Genomic DNA, 25,158 nt, shown 5'->3' with positions numbered 1-25,158 from the left:
CGTATCCAGATGTGATACGGCTTCGATAGCCCAAATGACCAAGCACCAAGCACCAGGCTCCAAGCACCAAACTAAATGTCCGATACCACCCACACCATCCAGCTCACGCTCAAACCCGGCCAGCACGATGGCGACGGCCAGCGCGTCGCCGATGCGGCGGCCCGCCACCTGGGCCTGGCCACGGGCCGCGTGCGCAGCGCGGCCCTCTACACGGTGCGCTACCCGCTCACGGAAAACCAGCTCCGCGACTTTGCCACCCGCTGCCTGGCCGACCCAGTGCTGCACGATGTGCGCCTGAACGAGCTGACCGCCGCGCCCGGCTTCGCCACCTACATTCTGGTGGCCCGCCGTCCGGGGGTGACCGACGACGAAGGCACTTCCGCCCAAAACGCCCTGGCCGACCTGCTGAACGAGCCGCTGGATACCCACACCCAGCACATTTTCAGCAAGCGCCTGTACCTGCTCGAAAATGACCTGCCGGCGGCCGACCTGCACCGCATCGCCGAAGAGCTGCTCGGCAACAAGCTCATCAACTGGCTGGAAATGGGCCGCGTGGCCGAGGGCATTCGTGACTACACGCCGCGCCCCGGCGGTGGCGCCGAAGCCATCACCGAAGTGATTTCGTTGACCGGCCGCAGCGACGCGGAATTGCTGCAACTGTCGAAAGACAACATCTACGCCCTGAACCTGGAGGAGATGCGGGCCGTGCGTGACTACTTCGCCGCCCCCGAAACTCAGGCTAAGCGCCACGCCGCCGGCCTGCCCGCCGACCCCACCGACTGCGAGCTGGAAATCATCGCCCAAACCTGGTCGGAGCACTGCAAGCACAAGGAGTTTTCGGCCCTGATCAACTACAAGGACTTGGCCACGGGCGAGGAAAAACAGGTTGACTCCCTCTTCAAAACCTACATCAAAAACGCCACCGCCGAGGTAGACCGGCAACTCCGCGCCAACGGCAATGACTGGCTGGTAAAAGTATTTTCCGACAACGCTGGGGCCGTGCGCATCAACGCCGATTCGCTGTTTGTGTGGAAGGTAGAAACCCACAACTCACCCTCGGCCATCGACCCCTACGGCGGCGCTATCACCGGCATTCTGGGCAATAACCGCGATCCGCTGGCCACCGGCATCGGCGGTGCCCAGCTGCTGTTCAACACCAACGTGCTGTGCTTCGGCAACCCCGAGTACGACGGGCCGCTGCTAAGCGGGCAGCTGCACCCGCGCCGCATCCTGGAGGGCGTACGCAAGGGCATTGAAGACGGCGGCAACAAGTCGGGCGTACCCACGGTGAACGGCGCCATTGTATTCGACGACCGCTACGCCGGTAAGCCGCTGGTGTACTGCGGCACCGGCGCGGTGATGCCGATGCAGTTCGCGGGCCTCGACAGCTGGGAGAAGAAGATTGACGCCAACGACCGCATCGTGATGGCGGGCGGCCGGGTGGGCAAGGACGGCATTCACGGCGCCACGTTCTCGTCGATTGAGTTAGACGAAACGGCCCCCGCCACGGCCGTGCAAATCGGCTCGCCCATCACCCAGAAGCTGGCCATGGACTTCCTGATGCTGGCTTCCCGCCGCGGCCTGTTGAAGTGCAGCACCGACAACGGTGCGGGCGGCCTCTCGTCGTCGGTGGGCGAGTTGGCGGGCATCAGCGGGGGGGCAGTGGTGGAGCTGGAGCGGGTACCCCTGAAATACCCCGGCCTGCGGCCTTGGGAGATTTTTGTGAGCGAATCGCAGGAGCGCTTTACCCTGGTGGTGGAACCCGGCAACATGACCGAGCTGCTGGCCCTGGGCCAGGAGATGGAAGTGGAGCTGACCGACATTGGCCACTTCACCGCCGATGGCTTTCTGGACGTACGCTTTGCCGGCGCGCCGGTGGCGCGGCTCAACATGGCGTTTTTGCACGAGGGCGTGCCCCGCAAGGTGTTGGAGGCGGAGTGGACCCCGCCGGTGCTGACGGAGCCGAGGATTGCCTCACCCCCCGACCCCCTCTCCGGGGGAGAGGGGGAGCCGAACGATTCCGATGGGCTAGCGTCAGGCTCCCCCTCTCCCTCGGAGAGGGGATCGGGGGGTGAGGCCGACTATACCGCCACCCTGGGGCAGCTCTTGGGGCGCCTTAACATCTGCTCGCGCGAGTCGGTTATTCGCCAGTACGACCACGAGGTGAAGGGGCGCACCATCGTTAAGCCGCTGATGGGGGCCACGGGGCAGGCGCCGCAGGACGCGGCGGTGGTGCGCTTCAATTTTGAGAGCTGGGAAGGGGTGGCCGTGAGCAACGGCATTATCCCGCGCTACGGCGACCTGGATGCTTACCACATGTCGGCGGGGGCGTTTGATGAGGCCGTGCGGCAGCTTATTGCCGTTGGGGCCAAGCTGCCCAACTTAACTCCCGGCGACGGCATTTTTTGGTCGGTAAACGACAATTTCTGCGTGCCCGATTCGGTGTACGACCCGGTCAGCAACCCCGATGGCAAGCAGAAGCTGGCCAAGCTCGTGCGCATGTGCGAGGCCCTGCGTGATGCCACCGCGGCCTACTGCATCCCGCTCACCAGCGGGAAGGACAGCATGAAAAACGACTTCAAGGCCGACGGAGTGAAGATCTCGGTGCCCCCCACCGTGCTGTACTCGATGACGGCCAAAATGGAAGACGTGCGCCGCGCCGTAACCAGCGACTTCAAGCAGGCGGGCGACGTGGTGTACCTGCTCGGCGAAACCTACGACGAGCTGGGTGGCTCGGAGTTCTACGCCCTGCACGGCGAGTTAGGAGCCAATGTACCCCGGGTACGCTTCGAGTCCGCCAAGCAGCTGTACACCCTCGTGGGAATGGCCAACGACCGCGGCCTCATCCAGTCTTGCCACGACCTGAGCGACGGCGGCTTAGCTGTGGCGTTGGCCGAATGCACGTTCGGCTACGGCTTGGGGGCTGAGGTGGTGCTGCCCGAAACCGGCCTGGCGCTGCCGGCCCAGCTCTTCGCGGAGTCGCACTCCCGCTTCCTCGCCACCGTGGCGCCGGAAGACGTGCCGGCTTTCGAGCAGGTGCTGGGCGCGCGGGCCACCCGGCTGGGCACCGTCCGGGAAGAAGGGCAGCTGCGGGTCTGGCAAGCGGGCCGGGCGGTGATTTCAGCTGACAGCGACGTACTACGGAGTATTTGGACCAATGGCCCCATCAACAAGCTGCTTGGTGTGGGGGAAATGGCTACGCTTACCCCGACTAACTCCCTCTAATGGCACAAGCGCTTCCTTTCCTGGCCCAAAACACTTCAGCTATGGTACAAAACGCCCCGCAAGCAGTACATAAAGTTCAATCGGAAGCACAAACCGTGACCACGGCGTTGGTCAGCCCGGTGCGGGCCCTGATTCTGACCGGCTTTGGCATCAACTGCGAGGAGGAATTTGCCGCAGCCTACCGCTTGGCGGGCGCCGAGGCTACCGTCGTACACCTTAACCAGGTGCTGCACGGCCAGGTGAGCATCCATGATTTTGACATTCTGAATTTCCCCGGCGGCTTCTCCTTTGGCGATGACCTGGGCTCGGGGGTGGTGCTGGCCAACAAGCTGCGCTACCGCCAGACCGCCGCCAGTGGCCGCACGCTGCTCGACGACATCAAGCAGTTCGTGGCCGCGGGCAAATTCGTGCTCGGCATCTGCAACGGCTTTCAGGTGCTGGTGAAGCTGGGCCTGCTGCCCAACCTGAGCGGCGACGTGCGGCCCGAAGTAACGCTGACCCACAACACCAGCGGCCGCTACGAAGACCGTTGGGTAAAGCTGCGGGTAAACCCCCGCACCCAAACCCCTTTCCTCAAAGGCATTGACACGCTGGAAGTGCCCGTGCGCCACGGCGAAGGCCGCTTGGTGATTCCCGATGAGGCCGTCCAGCAGCGCATTGAGGCCGCCGGGCTGAACTGCTTGAGCTACCTCGATGCCAACGGCGACGGCACCAGCGTGTACCCCTTCAACCCCAACGGCGCGGCTTTGAACTGCGCCGGGCTGACCGACCCCACCGGCCAGGTGTTTGGGCTGATGCCGCATCCCGAAGCGTTCTTGTCGGCTTACAACCACCCCGACTGGGCTCGGCGGCGGCGAGCCGGGCAGACGGATGAGGAAGGGGAGGGGCTGCGAATTTTTAAGAACATCGTGGCGCATATTGCCCACTCGCGGTTGCCTCACCCCCCCAGCCCCCTCTCCGGGGGAGAGGGGGAGCCTGACAACTCGTTCTTAGTTGAGAAGCCGGCTGGGGATTACGGTACTGGACCCACTGCTGGGATTGAGGGCCGGCTAACGGCTGATCGGAACAACTGGGAAGAGAAACTGAAGCCGTTTGGCCGGCACATGAGGCATCACGCCACGGAGGCGGAAGATGTGTTGTGGCAAGCGGTCCGTGACCGACAACTGGCAAACGTCAAGTTTCGCCGTCAGCATACAATTGGTCCATTCACTGTCGATTTCTTCAGCCCCGACCATCAGCTAATCGTGGAAGTAGATGGCGGTGTTCACGCCGAAACAGAGCAGGCTGAGTACGATGCCGGCCGTATCGTCGAATTAGAAAAGCTAGGCTACCAGCTCATCCGGTTTTCCAATGATGAGGTTTTGAACTCGCTTCCCAGCGTTCTGCAACAAATACAAACTGCTTTAACCAAGCAAACCTCAAACCCAACCGCTTAAAGTAGCGCCGCCCCGTCTCCCCCTCTCCCCCGGAGAGGGGGCCGGCCCCGTAGGGGGCACGTGAGGCAAAACATCAGAAAAAGCCGCATGAACACGCTCACCCACTTCGCCTCGCCCCAACTCGCCCTGCTGCACCGCGGCAAAGTCCGCGACAGTATGCGGGCTCCCTCCGGCGACCGTCTCATCATCGTTACCGACCGCCTCTCCGCGTTCGATAGCGTGCTAGAAACGGCGATTCCGCACAAGGGCGCGGTGCTGAACGGCCTGGCTAACTTCTGGTTCGATAAAACCCAGCACATCATTCCTAACCACGTCATCAAGCTGGTGGATGCCAACGCCATGCTGGTGAAGGAGGCCGCGCCCATTAAGGTGGAAATGGTTGTGCGCCAGTACCTCACCGGCTCGATGTGGCGCGGCTACCAGGCCGGGCAACGCACGTTTTCGGGCGTGACCGTGACCGACGGGCTGACCAAGAACCAGCCCTTCCCGCAGGCCATCGTCACGCCGACGACCAAGGAGGAGTCGGACCGCGAAATCACGCCCGAAAACCTGGTGAGCGAGGGCTGGGTGACCAAGGAGCTGTACGACCAGATGGCCGTGAAGGCGCAGATGCTATTTGCCGTGGGCGCGCAACTGCTGGCTGAAAAAGGCATTATCCTGGTTGATACCAAATATGAGTTTGGCTTGCTCGATGGGAAATTGATTCTCATCGACGAGATGCACACGCCGGATTCCTCCCGGTTCTGGTCGGCGGCGGATTATGCCCAGAACCCCGAAACGGCCGAGCAGATGGACAAGGAGTACGTCCGCCAGTGGCTCATTGCTAATAAGCAGGACGGTCAGTACCCCCGCGCCCTCACGCCGGAGGTAGCTCAGGAAGCCAGCCGCCGCTACCTCGAAATTTACGAGCGCATCACGGGCCAGCCCCTGCCCACGGCCGAGACGGAGAGTGTCGACGCGCCCCGCACCGGTCGCCACGATACCCGCGCCCGCCTGCTGGCCAACCTCGTGCGGGCCGGCCTGGTGAAGGACGCCTGGGTGAACATCGTCATGGCCTCGCCCGCCGACCAGGAGCATGGCCAGAGCATCCGTAAGCACCTCGAGGGCTACGACATCTTCACCCAGCTGCGGCTGACCTCCGCCTACCAGAACGGCGAAGAAATTGCCGGCATGGCCGAAACCTGGAACAACAGCATCGAGCCTGGCGTCATCATCGCCGTGGCGGGCCTGTCGAATGGTCTGGGCGGGGCCCTCGCCGCGAACGTAAACGTGCCCGTCATTAGCTGCCCGTTGTGGAAAGACTACGCCGAGCTGGCCATGAATCTTAATTCATCCGCCGTTATGCCCGGCGGCACCCCTAACCTGACCGTGGTGCGCCCCGACAATGCCGCCCAGGCCGCCCTGCGTGCGCTCAACCTGCCTCGCCTGCGCGAGCGGCTGAGCCAGGATATTAAAGCCACCAAGGCCAAGCTGAAGGCAGCCGACGCGGAGCTGCGGGTGCTGTAGTCTAATCAGATAAGTTGTTTTATGTCAGACGATAAGAAATGCCAATTCATTGCTAGTAATGAAAGATGGGTTAGTGTCCGCAACCGTTTTCTGGCTAATTTTCCACCAAATTTTTATCCTGACAGAACAATTGAAATGCTTGATTTATGTCGAGCATCGCCCCGACTAAGGCAGCTAATTCCTTTTATTAGCTTAGGTCGTTTAGGATTGGAGCGGTATGACGCTTATGAAAGAGGGCAGGCAGACAATTTTGTGTGCCTTTATTTTCACGATGGCCGCTATGTCGCTTCTGGTATAGACAATGAGGAAAAGCGTTTTTTTGACACTGCGGAAGCCACTGTAGCTTTTGTTAAGGAGCATCTAAACGACGGAATCCTCTTTTAATAAAAACATCTCCCAAACTTGCCTAGCACCCTTTCCCATTGAGAAAGGGCGGGGGTGAGGTTCCTCACATGAATGATAAGCAAGTAGTTCTCCTCGGCTCCGGCGCGCGCGAACACGCCTTAGCCGAAAAGCTCACCCGCGACGGGGCCACGGTCCACGTGCTGCCCGGCAACGCCGGCATCCCCAACAGCCACCCCGAAATAAATCCGCTAGACTTTGAGGCGGTAAAAGCCTTCGCTCAAACGCAAGGAGCCAAGCTGATTGTGGTAGGACCGGAAGCGCCACTGGCCGCTGGTATTGCCGACTTCTTTGCGGGGTCCGACATCCGGGTTTTCGGCCCCACCCGCGCCGCCGCGCAGCTGGAAAGTTCCAAGGTGTGGAGCAAGGAATTTATGCGCCGCCACGGCGTGGCCACGGCGCAAGCCTGGCAGTTTCGCAGCGACAACATTGCCGGCGCCCGCGCCAAAGCCGTGGAGCTCGGCGGGCAGGTGGTGGTGAAGTACGACGGCCTAGCTGCGGGCAAAGGCGTGTACGTCTGCTCATCGGTGGCCGAAGCCGAGGGGGCCTTAACCGAGCTGCAGACCCAATACTCTAGCTGGTTTTCCTTTCTGCTCGAAGAGAAATTAATCGGCCCCGAAATCAGCATCATCGGCCTCACCGACGGCCACGAAATCCAGATGCTGGCCCCCTCGCAGGACCACAAGCAGCTACTGGCCGGCGACCAGGGCCCCAACACCGGCGGTATGGGTGCCTACTGCCCGGTGCCCTTCGCCGACGACAATGTACTGGCCGCCATCCGCCGCGACATTGTGGACCCCACGCTGCGCGGGCTGCAAAATGAGCAGTTCAAGTTTCGGGGCTTTCTCTACTTCGGCATCATGCTCACGCCCAATGGCCCCAAGCTGCTGGAATACAACGTGCGCCTCGGCGACCCCGAAGCCGAAGTGCTGCTGCCCGCCCTCGACAGCAGCCTGCTCGACCTGATTAACGCCACCCTGGACGGGACCCTGGCCCAGCAAATCGTGCGGCAGCGCCCCGGCGCGTTCGTGGGCGTGGTGCTGGCCTCGGGGGGCTACCCGGCGGCGAAATTCCCGACCGGCTTCCCAATCACGGGCCTCGAAAACCTGCCCGTTCACACCCGGGCCTACCACGGCGCCACCCGCCGCGGCGCCGACGGCCGGCTGCTAACCAACGGTGGCCGGGTGCTCGTGCTCACCGCCCGCGGCCCCGACCTGGAAACGGCCACTGCCCGCGCTTACGAGGCCTGCGCCCAGGTCAGCTTCCAGGATGCCTACTTCCGCCCCGACATTGCCCAGCGCCCAGTGCCGGTGCTAACCGCCCGCGCCGTAAATTGAAGCTGAAAATCCGACCATGAGCACCGCCGTCCCGCCCCAGCAAAATCGTCAGGCTCCCGCCTCTCCACCCGCCTCTGCGAATAAGGCAGCTGCGGGGGCCGGGGGGGGGAAGTTAGCCCGCCTGGCCATCCTGCTTTCGGGCCGCGGGTCCAACATGCTGGCCCTGGTGCGGGCCACCCAAACCGGGGTGCTGAAAGACCTGGCCGAAGTGGCCGTGGTATTCAGCAACCGGCCCGACGCGCCCGGCCTGGCCCTGGCCGCCGCCCACGGCTGCCCGGTAGCCGCGCTGCCCAGCCGGGGCCGCCCGCGCGAAACCTTCGATGCCGAAGCTGCCGCGCTGCTCCAGCAATACGAGCCCGACTTTGTGGTGCTGGCCGGCTACATGCGCATTCTCTCATCGGCGTTCATTCAGCCCTTCGCGGGGCGAATTCTTAACATCCATCCCGCCGATACCCACCAGCACCAGGGCCTGCACGCCTACGAGTGGGCCTTCGATAACCAGCTGACTGAAACCAAAATCACCGTGCATTTGGTTGACGAGGGCCTCGACACCGGGCCCATTCTCGCCCAGCAGCCGGTGAGCTTGCACGGGGCCGCCACGCTGGCCGAAGTAGAGCGCCGCGGCCTCGCCGTGGAACATGAGCTGTACCCAAGAACCCTGGCCTCATTAATTAAAAATGGAAAAATGATGAATTAAAAAATGACGTTTTGCTCGCCTGCCAAACGGCAACTCGCTCTCGCCTTAGCCTTTAATTTTTAATTCATCATTTTTAATTCAACAAATAATGTGCGGAATAGTAGGTTTTCACGGTCCCGCTGATGTGGTTGCCGACATGGTGGTGGGCCTGACCGCCCTCCAGCACCGGGGCCAGGACGCGGCCGGCATTGCCACGTTCGACGGGTTGTCGTTTCGCCTCCACAAGGGCCAGGGCCTGGTGAACGACGTGTTCAAGCCCAAGCACCTGAAGAAGCTCAGGGGCAACAGTGGCATCGGCCACGTGCGTTACACCACGCAGGGAGCCAACGACTCGGACCTGGCCCAGCCGTTCACCACCAGCTACCCCTTCGGCCTGGCCATGGTGCACAATGGCAACGTCATCAACTTCCGCGACGTGGCCCGGCGCCTGCACGACAAGTACCACGTGCTGCCCAAAACCACGAACGACCTGGAGCTGATCATGTACACCTTCGCCTCGGAGCTGCGCGTGAAAAACCTCGACAACCTTTCGGTCGTCGACATTTTCGACGCCGTCGAAACCACTCAGGAGCTGGTCGAGGGCGCCTACGCTACCATCACCCTCATCGCCGGGCACGGCCTGCTGGCCTTCACCGACCCGCTCGGCATCCGGCCGCTGGTGATGGGGCGCCGCGACACGGCCGCCGGGCCCGTGTACGCATTCGCTTCGGAAAGCACCTGCTTTGATTTCCTGGACTTTGAATTCGTGAAAAACGTGGGCCCCGGCCAGGCCATCTTCATCGACAACAACTTTGAGGTCCACTACAAAAACCCGCACGAGTTGCCCAAGGCCTTTTGCGCGTTCGAACAAATCTATTTTGCCCGCGAAGACTCCACCATTCACGGCCGCCTGGTAGCTCGCGAGCGGGTGCGCCTCGGCAAGCGCCTGGCCCGCAAAGTGGCCGACGCCGGCCTCCGCCCCGATATGGTGATTGACGTGCCTTCCTCCGGCTACTTCGCGGCTTCGGGGCTGGCCGAGGCCATTGGGGTGCCCTACCGGCGGGCCCTGGTGAAAAACAACCACATGGGCCGCTCGTTCATCGTGGCTACGCAGGCCGGGCGCGAAGACGTGGTGAAGAAAAAGCTCAATCCCATCCGCGAGTTCGTCGAAGGCAAGAAGGTGGCCGTGGTCGACGACAGCATCGTGCGCGGCACCACCTCGCGCCGCATCGTGCGCCTGCTGCGCGACGCCGGGGCGGCCGAAGTCTACTTCATCTCCAGCGCCCCGCCCATCGTGTCGCCCTGCATCTACGGCATCGACATGGCCATGAGCACCGAGCTCATCGCGGCCAACTATTCCGAAGACGAAATCTGCCGCTACATCGAAGCCGACCGGGTAATCTACCAGGACCTGGAAGACTTGCAGGAGTTGTTTTCAGCAGAGAAGGGCCACGGCGGCAGCTGCTTTGCCTGCTTCTCGGGCAAGTACCCCACTGGCGACGTAACCCACTACCTGCGCCACGTGCAGGAGGAGCGGGCCAGCCACCGCTCCGGGAAAAGCAAAAACAGCCGGTCGGTAAGCGCTAAGGCCCCCGCTCCAACGGAACACTAAGGAAACGATACTTCCCTGCCCCAGAAGGGGCAAGGAAGTGGCACTAAGCGAGGAATGGTTGAAGCCGTCCGCGCCGTTTGGGGCCATTGTTTTAGTCGTTCTAACCTCGTTCAACGAATCAACCCACCTCCGTTCGAGCTATTAGCTTGAACATCCCCTCCTTTCCAGGGAGGGGCGTTGCGTTCAACTCACTCCCCATGTCCGCTTCCCCCGAAAACCCCGCTGGCTACTCCATCGAAGCCGGCAACGCCGCTTCCCGCAACGCCTACGGCTGGGCCAAAAAGACCTTCGCCAACCGCGCCGGTAAGCCCGGCGAAGCCGCCCAGGACCTCGACGGCGGTTTCGCCAACGAAATTCGCTTCGGCAATGCCCGCCTCGGCATCAGCTCCGACGGCATCGGCACCAAAATCGAAGTAGCCGAGCGCGTGGGCCGCTACGATACCCTCGGCTTCGACCTCGTGGCCATGACGGCCGACGACCTCATCGTGGCCGGCTTCGTGCCCACCAACCTTTCCAACATCATCGACGTGAACCACCTCGACTACGGAGTGGTCGACCAGCTGATGCGCGGCCTGCACGATGCCTGCAACTTCGCCCAAATTGCCATCACGGGGGGTGAAATCGCGGAGCTCGGCAACCGCATCGGCGGCTGGCCGGGCGCGGCTATGAACTTCAACTGGTGCTCGACGGCCATTGGCAGCCTGCACCCGAGCCTGGCGCGCCCCCTGAGCGGGCACACCGCCGAGGCCGGTATGGCGGTAGTGGCCCTGCAGTCGCCCTCGTTTCGCTCCAATGGGTACTCGCTGGCCCGTAAAACCCTGCAAAAAGTACTTGGCGACAACTGGCACGAAGCCCCCTACGACGGGGCCGATGCCGACCAGTACGCCACCTGGGGCGAGGCCCTGCTGGCGCCCTCGCTCATCTACTCGCCCGGGGTGGCCGCCCTGCTCGACGCCGGCCTGCCCTTGCACGGGGCTGCCCACATCACTGGGGGCGGCGTGGCCGACAATTTCCAGCGCGTGCTCAAAAACGGCCTCGGCGCGGTACTCGACAATTTGTTCGCCCCTCTGCCCGCCATGCAGCGCCTCTGCGAAATCGGCGGACTCAGCCCCGAAACGGCTTACCTCTACTGGAACATGGGCACCGGTATGCTGCTCGTGACCGAAGAAGCCAGCGCCGCGGCGGTGGTAGCCTCGCTGCAAGCCAGCGGCTATGTGGCGCAGGTTGCCGGCCACCTTACGGCTGCGCGCGGCGTGACGCTGCGGGTGGAGTCGGGAGAGCTGCGCTACGAGTAGGACTCATTTCCGCGGCAGCTCAAGTACTGCCGGATTTGTGGCCCGGATGAGCCTCTCCGTTTTGGGACGACCGACTAGCCTAAAGACGAGAGCAGGCACGCGGGGCCGAGCCGACCAAATAAGTAGGCTTCGGTTCAGATGGGCATAGGCGGAGATTCCGCGCTACGTCCGTCTGAACCGAAGCCTACCTATTTTTTCCAATACCGGGGAAGGTCCGGGTTGAACCGCCGGCTGCCAGAGGTACCTCGTTACGGTAGCTTGATAAGCTTTTGGCGTTGCTCATAGCCGTGCTTGCCGCGCACGATGAGCAGGTACAGGCCCGCGGCCACGCCTCCGCTGCGTACGGTGAACTGCTGTCGGCCCGCGGGCTGCTTTTTGTCCGTTAACAGCGGCTGGGCCCGGCCACCCGTCAGGGGTTGCAGCAATACGCTCACCTCGTCGGCCTGCGGCAGGTCATACGCAAGGGTAAACGTCTCCTGAAAGGGGTTGGGGTAAACCGCCACGGAGTTATCTGAGCGGATCTGTCCAGCGGCGGCACTGAGTGGCGCGCTGCTGCGCGGGCTGAGCGGCGCGCCGACATGGATGTTGAGCGGCTTGTGGTCCTCGATCATCGTGCCATCCTTTAAGTATGCCCGTGGCTTGAACACGTACGTCCGGTTTTCCGTCGGCGTCCACTTGGTGTAAAAGCCCAAGTTGAGCGGGTCGTTCTGCCGTTCGGGAGCAATGCCGGTCCACAGCGGGATGGGGGTGCCATCGAGCAGGAATTCGACCCGCTCCAACTCGGCCTCGACGGGGTCGGGACCAAGCGGATCGATGGAGAAGCGGTTGCCGTTCACATCCACCTCACTCTGTTCAACCCGCGCGCCAAGCTCAAAGGTCCGGTTTATCCCATTCGGTATCGGGTGGTTCTCCACCAGGGGGGAGTTCGGCGAGTTGTGTTGGATGACCAGGTTGCTGGGGTTGTTGTTGAGGTAGATGACGGGGTGCCGGGCCGTGCTTGTGCCCTCGAAGCGGTGGTTCTGGTAGGTGGCGCGTATTTTCACCCGCTCGGCGACTGTTAAGGGCCGGCCCAGGTTGAGGGAGAGCAGACCCGTCGCGTCAGTCGACCAGTTGTTGACTCCCCCGTTCAGCAGTGGCGTCTCGACCCCGCCCGTGACCAGGTAGACTTCGATGCCGCCTTGGTTGCGCAGCAGGTCGCCCCACCGTTCGCCCACGAACCAGCAGGGCTGAGCGGCGACGGCGGGCATACCCGGCCATTGGTTCCCGTGAAAAATGCTCCGCAGCCGGGCCATGGCCTTTCGCTTGCCGTCATTGTCTAAGCTATAGTTGGTCGGGTCGTTGAAATAATCCGTGCGCTTGACTAATTCGATGTTCTTGGTCTCGATGGGGCCAATGACAAGCACCTCCTGTTCGTTGATGACGATGTTGGGCGATTTGACCGTCTGGGCTGGGTCTATTCGGAGCTGCAGGATGGCTCCCTCCTCCTTAGTTGGTTGGCCCACTGGCACAAAGAAGGGCTTGATGGCAAACTTGGCCGCGACGGGGTACGCCAGTGACCAGGACGTAAAGATACTGAAGTTGGTGCCCGTGATATGGTGGCGGAGCGGGCTGGCGTGGGCGCCTTCCCGCCCCCAGCCGCTGGCCGTGACGCGGCCTTGCTGGGCTTCGGCGTACAGGCTGGAGAGGGCGTTGACGCCGCGATATAACACGAGCTCATCGGTGATGGCGACGGCTTGGGTGCCCGACGCCACAACGTTGCCCCCCGAGGGTGTATTCACGTTGGTGGGCGTGGTCGTGGAGGTTGTGGTCGCGGCCGAGGGGCGCATTGTGGCGGCCGGGCGCTGGGCCGCGCGGGCGCTTTCGTAGACCTTGGCCACCAAGTCGGCCTTGTAGTTGTGCTGCGGGTCGAACGTGTAGCTCTCTTTGGCCGGCGTCACATAGAAGCGGGTAAGCGTATCAGTCGCAGTAAGCGGCACGCGCAGCGTGGCTTGCGGGTTGTCCAGCTCGCCGTTATCCAGAATCTTGGTGCTCAGCAAGAGGTTGTTGTCGGGGCTGCTGAGCTCAAGCTCGCCACGCGGGTTGCGCACCTGCACCACCCCGGGCAGGATGCCCCCAACGTTCAGGTTGTCATCCTGCGGGGTCGTCGTGCCAAAAAGTTTGATAACGAGCCCCGGGTCCTGGCAAGTCTCATCCTGGGGGGTGCAGGCGCCGGCGGCGGCCAGGTCCAGGAGCATGTATTTTGGATCGCGATCCTGGTAGTTCTGCGCCGCCGCCTGCTGGAGCACGCCCGGACCGAACCGATTCGCCAGCTGGGGCGGAGTGTTGACGATCAGCGTCACGCCCTTGGCCTGCAATTGGGCCCGCAACTGCTGGGCCGTCACGCGGGGACCGTGGGTGAAGTCGAAGTTCTCGAACTCGTCGGAGTTGTTAACTATTACCACCACGCGCTTGACCCCCGGCTCAGGCGCGGCCGCGAAGTAGGTGTCCAGGTACCCGCGTAGGATGAAGGCCCCGTTTTGGGGCGGGATCGTGTTTTGCTCGTTTTTGGTAGCCAGCTTGGCCAAGACCTTTTGCTTGAGGTCAGCCAGATCGGTTTGCTGCAGATTGGCGTGCTGATTCGAGCCCGCCTGGCCGGCCCCAACCAGGTAGTAGTTGTAGGGCTCGCCGGTGGATTGGTTGCTTTGCTGACCGCCAGCCACGAGCACCCGCACGCGCTTGCAGGAGGTCTGCCGGGCTTCTTGCAGCAACTGGGCCAGCTCGTCGAGGTTGTTGTTGACCAGTTGGGGCAAGTCCTGCACGATCGAGTTGTAGAGGATGTGGGACCCATTAATCACATACGTCACGTCCAGCCGGCAGGGGTTTTCCAGCAGCCGGTCCAAAGCGGGCACGAACAGGCGTTGAAGCCCATTGATGGGCGTGCGCAGGTTCAGCCCCCCGGGGCGGTAAGGCACGAAGGGCACCATCGGCGGGGCCATCGGGGGGGCCACGGGCAGGGGTACCAGGGCGGTGCGGATCTCGGGGGTAGTCACGATCTGGCGCAGGGTGACGTTGTCGAGGCTCCAGCCCTCGAACTGAGTGGCACAGTCGCTTTGCAGGCTGAACTTGACCCGCACCTGCCGGTGCCAGAGGGCCGGGTCACGCAGGCTCAAGTAGGTGATGCGCGTACGCGGACTCAGGCCCGTGCGCTGGCTCAGCAAAGTCCACGCGCTCCAGCTCTGGTCGGGCAACTGGTATTGCAGGTACACCGAGCCGTAGTCGTGGCCGGTCTCGAGCTCGTAGCGTTCGTCGAAGTAGAGCGCAAAGCCCATCAGGGCGTTGGCGTGGTCGCGGAGGGCCGTGTCGAGGCGGAAGGGCTCACTGACGAGCTCGGCGAGTTGGTCGGGCTGGTAGGTCCCGGTGGTGGCCTGGCCGTTGGTGATGCGCCAACTGCCGCTGGGGGTAAAGGCCAGGCCGTTGCCCTGGAAGTCGGTAAGCGAGCCGCCAGTGAACTGTTCGTAAGGGGCCAGCACGGCCTGCGGGGCCGGGCGTGAAGCTAAACGCAGCTCTTTGGGTAGCGGCAGCTCGCGCAGGCTGCGAATCGGTACGGGTTGGGCCCAGCCGGGCAGGTAGGCCAGCAGTAGCAGCGCGGCTAATAGCAGCCGCCAGCCATGGGCAAAAGGTACTCGTCTTGTCGTCATGGGGGTAGGAAGAATGGAGGAAAATGGAGGAAAGCAGAACCGGGCCTAACCGCGGCCCCGGTCGGCGCAAGCCGCGGGTGCCCTGCGTTGAGCGGGCGCTCTGGCCGCTGGTGGTGGGAAAGAAGGAAGGGTGGTGATGGTCTCCGCTACCATCGGGCGTGGAGGCGAGGGCGCGGCCGGGGAGTCAGGGGGCGGCCGGAATTCTGTGGAATCGGCCCGTCCGGGCGGCGGGGCGCCGAAGCCGGGGCTGCCGCGGGAAGCTTCAGAGCTGCTCTGTAAGCCCGGGCCGCGCGCGGGCTGCTAATGCCCAGCGGGGCGAGCGAATCGGCGAGCAGGCCGGCCTGGGAGCCGAAGGTGCGGCGGCACTGGTAGAGGTGACGCAGGGTATCGTCTTTGGCCCCATTGGCCAGCGGTTTATTGCGGATGTACAGGCCATAGTACAGGGTGTCCTGCCCGGCGGCAGGGGCCGCTTCCTGGAAGAAGTAGAAGCCCTTGGCGTCAGTCACCTGCAGGGCCGGGGGCAACGGCACGCGCCCACCCCGGAAGGTGCTCACTGTGCCGCGCAGCTGGGGCCGGGGGGCCAGGCTGTCGAGGTCGCCGACGGTGAGGATGGGTTGCCAGAGCAGGCGGAAGGCCTTGCCCGCTGCCTGCGCTGTACCATCTGCTTTCTTGAGCACGATGCCCGTCAATGTGCGCAGGTTATCAATCAGCAGCGTGCCCTGTGTAACTACATTGCTGTTTGTATAATAGCCGGTAGAACCAGTAACCCAAAATGATAAGTGGGTGATGTTGGTTGTGGGGGTGAATGTTACGGTATCGGTTTGCCAGCTCGTGCGAGACATCGGAATGAGTTTACTCCATAGTTGAGTGCGAGCGCACGCTTTTGAATACCCAAATTGATCTCCATTAAGGCGTAAAGAGACGGGAACATTGTCAAATTGTACATTTATCCGTGGATCACCTGGCTCATAGTTGGGCGCATAGGCTACATCGATTAAGAAGGTATAAGTTATGCCGGCTTTGAGTGGCACGCGTAATTGTTGTCCAACAGTGTAAGATGCACCACCAGCAGACAAGATCCCTAAATAAGCCTCTCCATCCGCAGGCACGAGACGACTACCGTAGTTAGGGTTACTGTAGCCACCACCAGGTAGTCTAGCGGTGTTAGGCATTAAATCAGCATTATACCAATCACACGTGCTCCAGTCGGTGAGGCCAGTCCTACCCATTACGGGTGGAGTGACTCCCTCGAAGGAAGGATTAGTGAATATTAAATCTTTTCGAATTTCTGGAGTGGTTGTCCGGGCCTGGGCGTTGCGGGTAGGGGTCCGTACGGGAGATACCCTGGCCGCCGGTGAACTTGTTAGGGCAGCAGCCCCCGTTGGGCGGGCCGGTTTAGGCGGTAATTGTTGGGCTCCGCTAGGAAAGTAAGCCAATAAGAGCAGCAGCCGCGAGCCGCGAGCGAAGGGTAGTGGTCGTATTTTCATCGGCTGTAGAAAGGAGAGAAAAGGAGAACGGAGGCACGCATAACACTTCTTAGTGGCGCCGGGCAAGCGAGCCCTGGAAGCTCTGGGGGCTTAACCCACGGAGCCGCTGGCGGAGGGAATTAAGGGGTTGCCGCCCCCGCTGCCGCGGGGTACGCAGGCCAGGCCGCGGCTCAGCCAGGGGAGCCGGCCGCCGCTGGGGCGCCGTGGGTCCTCGGCTCGCCCCCCCGGCGGCGGGGGCCGCTGGGCCACGGAAGGCCAGCGGGGCGAGCGAGTCGGTGAGCAGGCCGGTCTGCGAGCCGAAGGTTCGGCGGCACTGGTAGAGGTGACGTAGCGTATCGTCCTTGGCCCCGTTAGGCAGGGCTTTGTTGCGCACGTATAGGCCGTAGTACAAGGTGTCCTGCCCCGCGGCGGGAGTGGCTTCCTGGTAGAAGTAAAAACCCTTGGCGTCGGTCACCTGTAGTGCCGGGGGCAGGGGCACCCGCCCGCCCTGGAAGGTGCGCACCATGCCGCGCGGCTGAGGTTGAGCCAGGCTGTCCAGGTCGCCCGTGGTGAGGATGGGTTGCCAGAGCAAGCGGAAGGGCTTGTCGGCTGGCTGGGCTGTGCTGTCGGCTTTCCGCAGCACCAAGCCTGTTAACGTCCGCAGGTTGTCGAGTAGCAACGCGCCCCGCGTATAATTAGGAGAACCAGTAGAGCCAGTCGCCACAAATGCCAAGCGGGCGATATCGACCTTGGGCGTGATGGTTACCGTATCGGTTTGCCAGGTGGTACGGTCCATTGGAATGAGTTTACGCCACAAGGGAGGGGAGGGATAGACGCACCACCTTCCCGAGCCATCCCTGATCTCTAAAGTGATGGGAACCTGAGGCCAAGCATTAGGAAGGTGGGAATTTTTGACATACTCGAGGCCATAGGCAACATCAATTAAAAAAGTATAAGTAACGCCTGCTTTCAGCGGCATGAGTAATTCTTGCGCGGAGCCATGCTCAATACCACCACTAGTTTCAAGTCCGACATAGGCGTTTCCATCCGCGGGCGCGATGTTGCTGCCATAGGCATTGGATGCTCCAGTGATGTTAGGCAATACTTGATAGTTGTTAGGACATGCAATCCAATAAGGGGTGCTACCGAAGAGTACGGGTGAGGTCAGTACGTCAAAGGAGGGATTCCTAAATAGCGGATCTTTTCGGAACTCGGGGGTAGTTATGTTGGCCGGAGCGTTGCCCGCGACAGCTTGTGCGGGCGAGGCCCGCGACTCGGAGGAACCTGGTAGAACAGCCCCGGCCGAGCGGGTCGGCCGGCGAGGTAGTTGTTGGGCCCCGCTCGGCCAATGGGCAAGTAGGAGCAGTAATAGCGCCGGTAGTGGGCATAAGCCTTGGCGAAGGGGGAAGGCAGGTGTTTTCATTAGTTAGTGAGGCCTGGGCTAGTGATGGACCTGCCAGGGGGCAGACCGGCAGGAGATGAGTAAGTGCGAATTATCAATTATCCGGTTGAGGCACTGGTTTACTCAGTCCATTAAGAGGATTATCAATGCGATAGTGAAGGAGTGCGCGTCCTAATCCTTTTATGATAAGGTCGAGCGCCTCAGCCCGGGGCCGTAGGATGGAGCCAGAGCGGCCTGGGGGCGTGGTGGTCGTGTAAACCGTGGTTAAGAAGCTGTTTAAGTTAATGTTTTGCTGCCACTCAGATTCTTACAACTGCATTTACCACCTTTTGGCGCGTTTGACGGCAAGCTGAATCGTTGTTTCAGCGCACGGCTAGGCTGAAAAGGGGGGCTAAGCGCCGGAAGAAGAAATAACTTAAACAGCTTCTAAAGCCTGTCCTTACGAGCAGGTATCCTGCTGATCTATGAAGTGGCGATCAGCCGCCATGTTGGTTGGAGCACCCCTCACCCGACGGCAGATGACCGCGCTCCCCGATGGATGGGTCCTCTGATTAGGAATAGTCTTTCGCCGCGGAAAGTTATTTCCCTATCCGGGTGGTGGCCATGGCGTTAACGAGCAGGTCGTCACGGGTGTAAGATCCTTGGTCGATGCTGGGGCCGCCGGACTCAGGTTCGTGGCCTGCCCCACCAGAGGGGCTCGGTAACCGGCAAATTCAGCTAGGCCAACACTTCCCCAGCCGGCACCCCGGGGCAGCCGCGGTAGCTTCGGCTGTGGAGGTTGTGCTTAGCAGCCGGAATTAGAACAAAACCATACTAGTCATATATATAAAATTCGAAAAGAAAAGGCTGTCAGGGCTTGGCTAAGCTCAAGCTTTGCGGCAAAGTTGCCCAGGGAGTATCTGCTTTCCTAAAGACGGCCACACCCGTTTGGATGAATAACCTCAGCATTAGGATCAACAACCAAATTTCTTGGTTCTAAGAGGGAGTAGGGAAATAAAAGCGCTATGTAGTTTTGATGGATGTCACGGAGAGCATATGCCACTGATTTAACGGATACGGAATGGGGGCTAGTCGAACCCTATGTGCGCACCAGCGGCTACGGCCGGCCGCCGCTGCATAGCAAGCGCGAACTGCTCAACGCCATTTTTTACCAACTACGGGCTGGTAGCGCCTGGCACCTGTTGCCGCACGATTTGCCGCCCTGGCGTACGGTCTACCAGCAGTTCGAGGCCTGGCGCGAGGACGGCACGTGGGACGAGCTCCTGCATGGACTGCGCCGACAGGTGCGGCAGTTAAGCCGCGAGGCCGACCCGACAGCGGGCGCCATTGACACGCAGTCCGTGCGCACGGGCAGTAAACACGGGCAGTAAAAGGGGGGCTGCCACGGCGACGATGCGGGCAAGCAAGTAGCGGGGCGTAAGCGCCATATCGCCGTGGACACGCTCGGTCTGCCGCTGGCCGTACACGTACAGGCAGCCAGCGTACAGGACCCGGTCGGGGCCGCTCCGGTACTGGCCGAAGCCAAGGCGCGCGCACCCGACTTGCAGTTGCTGTGGGCCGATGCCCGCTACCAAGGACCACTCGGGGCCACAGCGGCTACCGCGCTCGGCCTGCGCGTGGCGGGGGTGAGCAAGCCGCCTAGCACGAAAGGCTTTGTCGGGTTGCCCCGGCGCTGGGTGGTGGAGCGCTCCTTCGGCTGGCTCAGCAAGTACCGCCGCGTGGCCGGCCGCGACTATGAAACCAACCCGCTGAGTAGTGAGGCCAGTATAAAAGCTTGTTTCTGCCAGCTGATGATACGCCGATTGGCCAAAGGACCTCCTCCTAAATAGAGCCCTTGAATTATCCTATGCCCTCTAAGAGGCTGTTTAAGTTAATTTTTTGCTGCGAATCAAGGTTTTGCCAATGCCTTTGCCGCCTGTTGGCGCGTTTGAAGGCAACCTAAATCGTTGTTTCAGCGCACTGCTAGGCTGAAAAAGCGGTCTAAGCGCGGTAGGGAGAAATAACTTAAACAGCTTCTTAGATTCCCTTTCAAGGGACCTTCAAACGCGCCAGAAGGCAGCAATACAGTTCCAAGAAACTGATAAAAATTAGCTTAAACAGCTTCTAAGAGGGCATAGGATAAATTAATCACTATAGTTAAACATATATATATTTTACCTTTTTCCTCTCTTCTTTTGGGTCTATAACCTTCCTGTACTCAGGAATAGGTCTTGGATGACTTACCATTAGAGCAAACGGCTGCGATAGAAGCCCACTAAACAAGAATAGTGAATTCGGATCGATTCTGCCTGCGGTTGTACGCCTCACATAGTCGACGCGCTCATCTGCCGGGCTAAAAAGCCTCTGAGAACGCTTCCAAAGGCTTTTTAGCCCGGCAGATGAAGCGCGGATTAGTTGCGCACCAGCGATAGGGCCAAGTTCACGTTTTGGCCGACCACGCGCACCACGTAGGTGCCCGGCAGTAGGTGCTCGATGTTAAGCGGATGCTCGCTGGGGGCGGCAAGTACATCGGCCCCCACCTGACGCCCCATCAGATCAAGAATCCAGACCTGGTAAGCCCCCGCCGACAGGTCCGTCAGATCGAGGGTGGTGTGGCCGGGGGCAGGGTTGGGATGGAGCGCTACGGTAGCCTTAGTGAAACTGGTGAACTTCACGACCCGCACCGGACTCCAACTGGCCGTGCCGTCAGTGTCGACCTGCCGCAGGCGGTAATAAACGAGCGGGTACCCCTGACGGCCGGCCCCAGCATCGATGAAGCGGTAGTCGGTGGGGCGGGTGCTGCTGCCCTGCCCCCGCTCGGTGCCCACGCCCTCAAACGAGCGGGCGTCGAAGGACCGCTCGATCTCGAAGCGCTCGTTGCGCAGCTCGCTGGCCGTGGTCCAGTTCAGCACCGCGTCGCGGCCCAAAGCTGAGACCTCGAAAGCCTTCAACTCCACGGGCAAAGGCGGCTGGCGCTGGGTGGTGCGGCTGGCGCTGTTGTTGGGGGTGTTGTTGTCGGTCCTCAGGCACGAGCCCACGTTGCTGGTGACCGTCACCAACGCGCTGGACATGGGAAAACTAATGCTGTTGCTCAAGATGTTAGAGCCAGCGGCGGCGTCTAGCCGGGCAGTGGACGCAAATGTCACCACCCCGGTGCTGGCGTTGTATGTGGCCCCGGAGGGCAGCGACACCGTGCCCGCAGCGGGGGCTGGCACCAGCGTCAGGGTAGGCACCACGTTGTAGGCCCTTTGAGGGCCGCCATTGGTAGTCGTGTGCGTGTAGGTGACGGTAGTGCCGGTCGCGGCCGACGCCGGGCCCGTGACTGCCGTGCGCAGATCCGCCGTCGGAATTACCACCTGGGTCGAGAAGGAGAAGCTGTTGTTGCCCGGAGTGAGGTCTGCCGGGGTCGAGCTCACGCTGCCGGAGGCGGTCACCGCCGTGCTCGAGTTGGGCATGGTGAAGATGATGGTCGTGAGATCATTGGCTTGGCCTGAGTCGTCTTGGAAGAGGCTGGGCAGGGTCGCACGAGGGGACAGCGTCACCACCCCCGTAACGGGGTTGTACGAGGCGCTATTATTCCCCGTCCGTGTTATCAACGAGACGTTCAGGTTTGGGGGTAGGGCAAGGGTAGCTACCACATTGGTGGCCGTGCTGGTGCCGGTGTTGGTGATAAAAAATGATAATGTGACTATGTCACAGGCCCAGGCCGAGCCCACGGGGGCATCTGCATCGGAGCCTGTGGTGGTTATGAATACGCTTAACTCTGGCTGGGCCTGAGCCGCTGAAAAGCAGCTCAGGCCCAGGTTAAGCAGCAGCCCGACTATTAGCGCTGCGAAGCAGCGCCGCGAACAATGCGAAGCAGCGCCGCGAACAATATAATAATGAGGAATAGGAGATGTTCTCATGTAGAACAAGGAGGTGAGAATGGTAAAAAGACGAGCCCGGTACCATTGCGAGCGCGGTGGCTTTGTTGATCTAACGCAAATGCTCGTTTCAAGGTAAACAGAAATAGTTGAATGGTGTTTCCATTTGCTTCTGTTCTTTATTGTATGTTTCATATTTTTATTGAATTTTACCGCTGCCAGCTTCTGGACGCTGCTTGTTGCGAGCCGCCGCTGGGGAGTGCTAGATGCTACCAGCTGGTGGCGCTGACGCCTGTACCTCTGGTATTTAGAGTAGTTCTCAGATCAATGTATAGAACGCCGCCGAGAAACCTCACGAGACCCCTATGGGAGCCTGCCGGGTACGCCCCGGTTCGCTTCCGGCGCCAAGCTCCAGCAGAGAGGAGCCAAGCCAACAAGGACACGGAAGCGAGAAAGGGGCTAAGAGCCTATCAGAAAAATAAGGGTTAGTGTCGCTAGATGATATTGGCGCAGGCTAAGTGGAGGAAGGCTTCGTAGTTAGCCACCTTCTAAGGCCCTTTCTCAATTTAGCCGAAGCCGTGGTGGCCCTTACCTAGCGGAGTTATTCATAATGGGTGGCGGAGGGTCGGGACGGTTCGGGTCGATTACGGAGCCGCCCAACCTGCTGGCAGGCGCGGTCGATTCAGCATCGCCCCGGCAAACCGGCCAGCAGTTGTCACCGGAGGAACGCGGCGAGGTCAGTTTCAGCACCGGGCCGAATACGGTATTTGTCGGGTCGGCAGGGGTGGAACGGACGAAGCAGATGTGGCTTCCGTCAACAAGCAACAGGTGTCCGTAAGCTGCGCCGGCTGCTCGAAGGGCCGGCGTATTGGAGATGAACCTATCCATCCTGAAAAAGGGGAAGCGGAAGCAAAACCTCGTCGGCTCAGAGCCAAGCTGCCGGGTACCGAATGGTCGAATACTCCCTTACGCCCCGCGCACCGGGCGCTTGTCCAGGATGAGCTGGGTGCGGTAGTCGTAGAGGCTTTTCTCCAGGCCCACGGGGTAGGAGTGGGGGTTGAGGAAGCGCCGGATGCTGGGGTCCAGGCTTTGCACTTCGCGCTGGGCGTGGGCGCGGCTTGCGGCCAGCGAGGGCAAGTCCAGCACCCGCCGGCCCTGGCGGAACACCGGCTCCAGCAGCTCGCGGAACGTGGTTTCGGGCCGGATGGCCAAACGGCGGGTGAGGTCGAGCGGGTCCACGAGGGTGATGGCCTCGGGCAGCGGCTCCGCCGTGTTGTAGAGCATGTCGGCGCGGGGCTTGCCGTACTCGTTCAGGTAGCGGCGCACTTGCAGAATGCCGGGAATACTGGTTTTGGCTACCTGCTCCGAGAGCTTGATGGTGAAGTCCCAGCCCGAGTCGTCGGCTTTGCGCAGGGCCGCTAATTTGTACACCCCGCCCAGCGCCGCCTGGTTATAGGCCGTGACGAGCTGCGTGCCCACGCCCCAGGTGTCGATTCGGGCCCCTTGCTGCTTGAGGCTGGTAATGAGGTTTTCTTCCAGGTCGTTGCTGGCCACGATGCGCGTCGCGGTGAAGCCGGCTTCGTCGAGCACCGCCCGGGCCTCGCGGCTGAGGTAGGCCAGGTCGCCCGAGTCGAGGCGGATGCCGGCCAGCTCGTGGCCCCGGGCGCGCATCTCCCGGGCCACCTGGATGGCCTGGCGCACGCCTTCCAGAGTGTCGTAGGTGTCAACCAGAAACACCGAGTCGTCGGGGAAGGCTTGCGCGTACGCCGAAAAGGCCTTGATTTCATCACCGAACGACATCACCCAGCTGTGGGCGTGGGTGCCGCGCACGGGAATGCCGTAGCGCTGCCCGGCCAGCACGTTGCTGGTGGCATCGGCCCCGCCGAGGTAGGCGGCGCGGCTGGCTCCCAGGCCGCCATCGAAACCCTGGGCCCGGCGCAGGCCAAATTCCAGGACCTGGTCGGTTGGGCCGACGGCCTCGCGGATCCGGGCGGCCTTGGTCGTAATCAGGGTTTGGAAGTTGACCAGCGTGAGCAGGGCCGTTTCGAGCAGCTGCGCCTGCAACAGCGGCCCGCGCACCCGAAGCAGCGGCTCGTTGCCGAACACCACGGTGCCTTCGGGTACGGCATCAATGTCGCAGCTGAACCGGAGCCCCCGCAGGTATTCCAGAAACTCGGGCGGGAATAAGACCCCGTTCTGGCTGCCGCGCAGGCTACCCAGATACGCCAGGTCGTCATCCGAAAAGCGCAGGTTTTCGACCCAGTCGACCACCAGGGCTAATCCGGCCGCTACCGCGTAGCCCCCCTGAAACGGGGCTTTGCGGAAGTACAGGTGAAACACGGCCTCGCGGTCCTGCAGCCCCTGTTGCCAGTAGCCATAAGCCATCGTGAGCTGATAGAGGTCGGTGACGAGGGCCAGCGAAGGCGCGTAAAGGCCGGACAGCGGAGCTGAGTTCATAGACGAAGGAGCGCAGGCAAAAGGACCTGGCCCCGCAAAGGAAAGGCCGGGACCGGCAATACCCGGCCACGGCCCGGCTCGGGGAGTGCTTACTTTGCGCTTGATGCCACCCTCACCCTTCGTCTTCTTTCGTTTGGCCCGCCGCGTGGGCCAAATACGCTCCGCCTACCGGCTGCTGCTCGGCATTTTACTGGGCGCCGTGGCGTGGGCGGCGGCTCCGGCGGGGCTCGACGCCATTAGCCGTTGGGTAGCAGCCTGGGACACTTACGCTGCCGTTTCGCTGTTGCTGGTCGGCGCCGCGGTGTTCACGGCCGATGCGAGCAGCATTCGGCGGGTGGCCAACCGCGAAGACTTCAGCCGCGCCCTGGCGTTTGCCTTCGTGCTCGTAGCGGCCCTGGCCAGCCTTTTGGCCGTGGTAGCGCTCTTGGGCACCACCAAGTCGACCGCGCCCGGGCTGCGGGTCCGGCACGTGGGGTTGAGCGTTGCGGCCGTGCTCGAGTCCTGGTTGTTGGTACACACCGTGTTCACGCTGCGCTACGCCCACATCTTCTATGATTCCGACGAGAAAGGCGCCGATACCGGCGGCTTGGGCTTCCCCGGCAACGACCCGGAGCCCGACTACCTGGACTTTGCCTATTTCGCCTTTACCATTGGCATGGCCGCTCAAACCGCCGACGTCACTATTTCGAGTAAGCGGCAGCGCCGCACGGCCCTGTTGCACGCCATCATCTCGTTCGGCTTCAATACCGCCATCGTGGCCCTCAGCATCAGCGCGCTGGCCGGCCTGCTTTGAGTCTGACAATTTAGAACTTAGAACTCAGAACC

Annotated in this window: 15 protein-coding genes and 1 pseudogene; 11 read left to right on the top strand and 5 right to left on the bottom strand. The window is 61.8% G+C overall.

The window, feature by feature from the left end; all coding sequences use genetic code 11:
• The first annotated feature begins 75 nt into the window (after positions 1-75).
• The 8 genes from IC235_RS06255 to IC235_RS06220 all read left to right on the top strand — a co-directional run bounded on the left by IC235_RS06255 (position 76) and on the right by IC235_RS06220 (position 11,489).
• Positions 76-3,225: a phosphoribosylformylglycinamidine synthase subunit PurL gene (locus IC235_RS06255; RefSeq protein ID WP_191004307.1), complete on the top strand. Its 3,150-nt coding sequence runs from the start codon at positions 76-78 to the stop codon at positions 3,223-3,225.
• Positions 3,225-4,661 carry a phosphoribosylformylglycinamidine synthase subunit PurQ gene (locus IC235_RS06250; RefSeq protein ID WP_191004306.1) on the top strand — a complete coding sequence of 479 codons (1,437 nt, stop codon included), beginning with the start codon at positions 3,225-3,227 and terminating at the stop codon, positions 4,659-4,661. Before IC235_RS06255 ends, IC235_RS06250 begins: the two co-directional genes overlap by 1 nt.
• A gap of 87 nt (positions 4,662-4,748) precedes the next feature.
• Positions 4,749-6,167, top strand: a complete 1,419-nt coding sequence (locus tag IC235_RS06245; RefSeq protein ID WP_191004305.1) for a phosphoribosylaminoimidazolesuccinocarboxamide synthase — start codon at positions 4,749-4,751, stop codon at positions 6,165-6,167.
• Positions 6,168-6,188: 21 nt separating this feature from the next.
• Entirely contained in the window at positions 6,189-6,551 is a 363-nt protein-coding gene (locus IC235_RS06240; RefSeq protein WP_191004304.1) for a DUF6193 family natural product biosynthesis protein, read from the top strand.
• 68 nt (positions 6,552-6,619) lie between these two features.
• A complete protein-coding gene (gene purD / locus IC235_RS06235) occupies positions 6,620-7,906 on the top strand; it encodes a phosphoribosylamine--glycine ligase (protein WP_191004303.1) in 1,287 nt (428 codons plus the stop codon).
• Between the two features lie 16 nt (positions 7,907-7,922).
• Positions 7,923-8,603, top strand: coding sequence for a phosphoribosylglycinamide formyltransferase (gene purN / locus IC235_RS06230; RefSeq protein ID WP_191004302.1), 681 nt, complete (start codon positions 7,923-7,925; stop codon positions 8,601-8,603).
• A gap of 88 nt (positions 8,604-8,691) precedes the next feature.
• Positions 8,692-10,194: an amidophosphoribosyltransferase gene (gene purF, locus IC235_RS06225; RefSeq protein ID WP_191004301.1), complete on the top strand. Its 1,503-nt coding sequence runs from the start codon at positions 8,692-8,694 to the stop codon at positions 10,192-10,194.
• Between the two features lie 197 nt (positions 10,195-10,391).
• Entirely contained in the window at positions 10,392-11,489 is a 1,098-nt protein-coding gene (locus IC235_RS06220; RefSeq protein WP_191004300.1) for an AIR synthase-related protein, read from the top strand.
• 248 nt (positions 11,490-11,737) lie between these two features.
• Here the strand turns inward: IC235_RS06220 and IC235_RS06215 are convergent, their stop codons facing one another.
• The 3 genes from IC235_RS06215 to IC235_RS06205 all read right to left on the bottom strand — a co-directional run bounded on the left by IC235_RS06215 (position 11,738) and on the right by IC235_RS06205 (position 17,428).
• Positions 11,738-15,166, bottom strand: a complete 3,429-nt coding sequence (locus tag IC235_RS06215; RefSeq protein WP_191004299.1) for a hypothetical protein — start codon at positions 15,164-15,166, stop codon at positions 11,738-11,740.
• 146 nt (positions 15,167-15,312) lie between these two features.
• The gene (locus IC235_RS06210; RefSeq protein WP_191004298.1) at positions 15,313-16,008 is read right to left on the bottom strand and encodes a hypothetical protein; all 696 of its coding nucleotides are present in this window, start codon (positions 16,006-16,008) and stop codon (positions 15,313-15,315) included.
• 694 nt (positions 16,009-16,702) lie between these two features.
• Positions 16,703-17,428, bottom strand: a complete 726-nt coding sequence (locus IC235_RS06205) for a hypothetical protein (RefSeq protein ID WP_191004297.1) — start codon at positions 17,426-17,428, stop codon at positions 16,703-16,705.
• Between the two features lie 1,625 nt (positions 17,429-19,053).
• Here IC235_RS06205 and IC235_RS06200 point away from each other — a divergent pair.
• Positions 19,054-19,404, top strand: coding sequence for a transposase (locus IC235_RS06200; protein WP_191004296.1), 351 nt, complete (start codon positions 19,054-19,056; stop codon positions 19,402-19,404).
• A gap of 27 nt (positions 19,405-19,431) precedes the next feature.
• Positions 19,432-19,863: pseudogene (locus tag IC235_RS06195) on the top strand (transposase); the annotation flags it as partial.
• A 561-nt stretch (positions 19,864-20,424) separates the two neighbouring features.
• Here the strand turns inward: IC235_RS06195 and IC235_RS06190 are convergent.
• Together IC235_RS06190 and IC235_RS06185 are read right to left on the bottom strand one after the other, a co-directional pair.
• Positions 20,425-21,918, bottom strand: coding sequence for a T9SS type A sorting domain-containing protein (locus IC235_RS06190; protein WP_191004294.1), 1,494 nt, complete (start codon positions 21,916-21,918; stop codon positions 20,425-20,427).
• Between the two features lie 924 nt (positions 21,919-22,842).
• Positions 22,843-24,333, bottom strand: a complete 1,491-nt coding sequence (locus tag IC235_RS06185; RefSeq protein WP_191004293.1) for a nicotinate phosphoribosyltransferase — start codon at positions 24,331-24,333, stop codon at positions 22,843-22,845.
• Positions 24,334-24,436: 103 nt separating this feature from the next.
• Between IC235_RS06185 and IC235_RS06180 the strand changes: the two genes are divergently transcribed.
• The gene (locus IC235_RS06180) at positions 24,437-25,126 is read left to right on the top strand and encodes a DUF1345 domain-containing protein (protein WP_191004292.1); all 690 of its coding nucleotides are present in this window, start codon (positions 24,437-24,439) and stop codon (positions 25,124-25,126) included.
• Positions 25,127-25,158: the final 32 nt, after the last annotated feature.

This window comes from Hymenobacter montanus, assembly GCF_014699115.1.
GTDB classification, from domain to species: Bacteria; Bacteroidota; Bacteroidia; order Cytophagales; family Hymenobacteraceae; genus Hymenobacter; species Hymenobacter montanus.
This window is presented reverse-complemented; position numbering and strand designations above follow the sequence as displayed.

Bases quoted from the DNA above. Each gene is read 5' to 3' on its own strand.
- IC235_RS06255 (WP_191004307.1), top strand. From the start codon at position 76: ATGTCCGATACCACCCACACCATCCAGCTCACGCTCAAACCCGGCCAG.
- IC235_RS06250 (WP_191004306.1), top strand. From the start codon at position 3,225: ATGGCACAAGCGCTTCCTTTCCTGGCCCAAAACACTTCAGCTATGGTA.
- IC235_RS06245 (WP_191004305.1), top strand. From the start codon at position 4,749: ATGAACACGCTCACCCACTTCGCCTCGCCCCAACTCGCCCTGCTGCAC.
- IC235_RS06240 (WP_191004304.1), top strand. From the start codon at position 6,189: ATGTCAGACGATAAGAAATGCCAATTCATTGCTAGTAATGAAAGATGG.
- purD (WP_191004303.1), top strand. From the start codon at position 6,620: ATGAATGATAAGCAAGTAGTTCTCCTCGGCTCCGGCGCGCGCGAACAC.
- purN (WP_191004302.1), top strand. From the start codon at position 7,923: ATGAGCACCGCCGTCCCGCCCCAGCAAAATCGTCAGGCTCCCGCCTCT.
- purF (WP_191004301.1), top strand. From the start codon at position 8,692: ATGTGCGGAATAGTAGGTTTTCACGGTCCCGCTGATGTGGTTGCCGAC.
- IC235_RS06220 (WP_191004300.1), top strand. From the start codon at position 10,392: ATGTCCGCTTCCCCCGAAAACCCCGCTGGCTACTCCATCGAAGCCGGC.
- IC235_RS06215 (WP_191004299.1), bottom strand. From the start codon at position 15,166: ATGACGACAAGACGAGTACCTTTTGCCCATGGCTGGCGGCTGCTATTA.
- IC235_RS06210 (WP_191004298.1), bottom strand. From the start codon at position 16,008: ATGTCTCGCACGAGCTGGCAAACCGATACCGTAACATTCACCCCCACA.
- IC235_RS06205 (WP_191004297.1), bottom strand. From the start codon at position 17,428: ATGGACCGTACCACCTGGCAAACCGATACGGTAACCATCACGCCCAAG.
- IC235_RS06200 (WP_191004296.1), top strand. From the start codon at position 19,054: ATGTCACGGAGAGCATATGCCACTGATTTAACGGATACGGAATGGGGG.
- IC235_RS06190 (WP_191004294.1), bottom strand. From the start codon at position 21,918: ATGAGAACATCTCCTATTCCTCATTATTATATTGTTCGCGGCGCTGCT.
- IC235_RS06185 (WP_191004293.1), bottom strand. From the start codon at position 24,333: ATGAACTCAGCTCCGCTGTCCGGCCTTTACGCGCCTTCGCTGGCCCTC.
- IC235_RS06180 (WP_191004292.1), top strand. From the start codon at position 24,437: ATGCCACCCTCACCCTTCGTCTTCTTTCGTTTGGCCCGCCGCGTGGGC.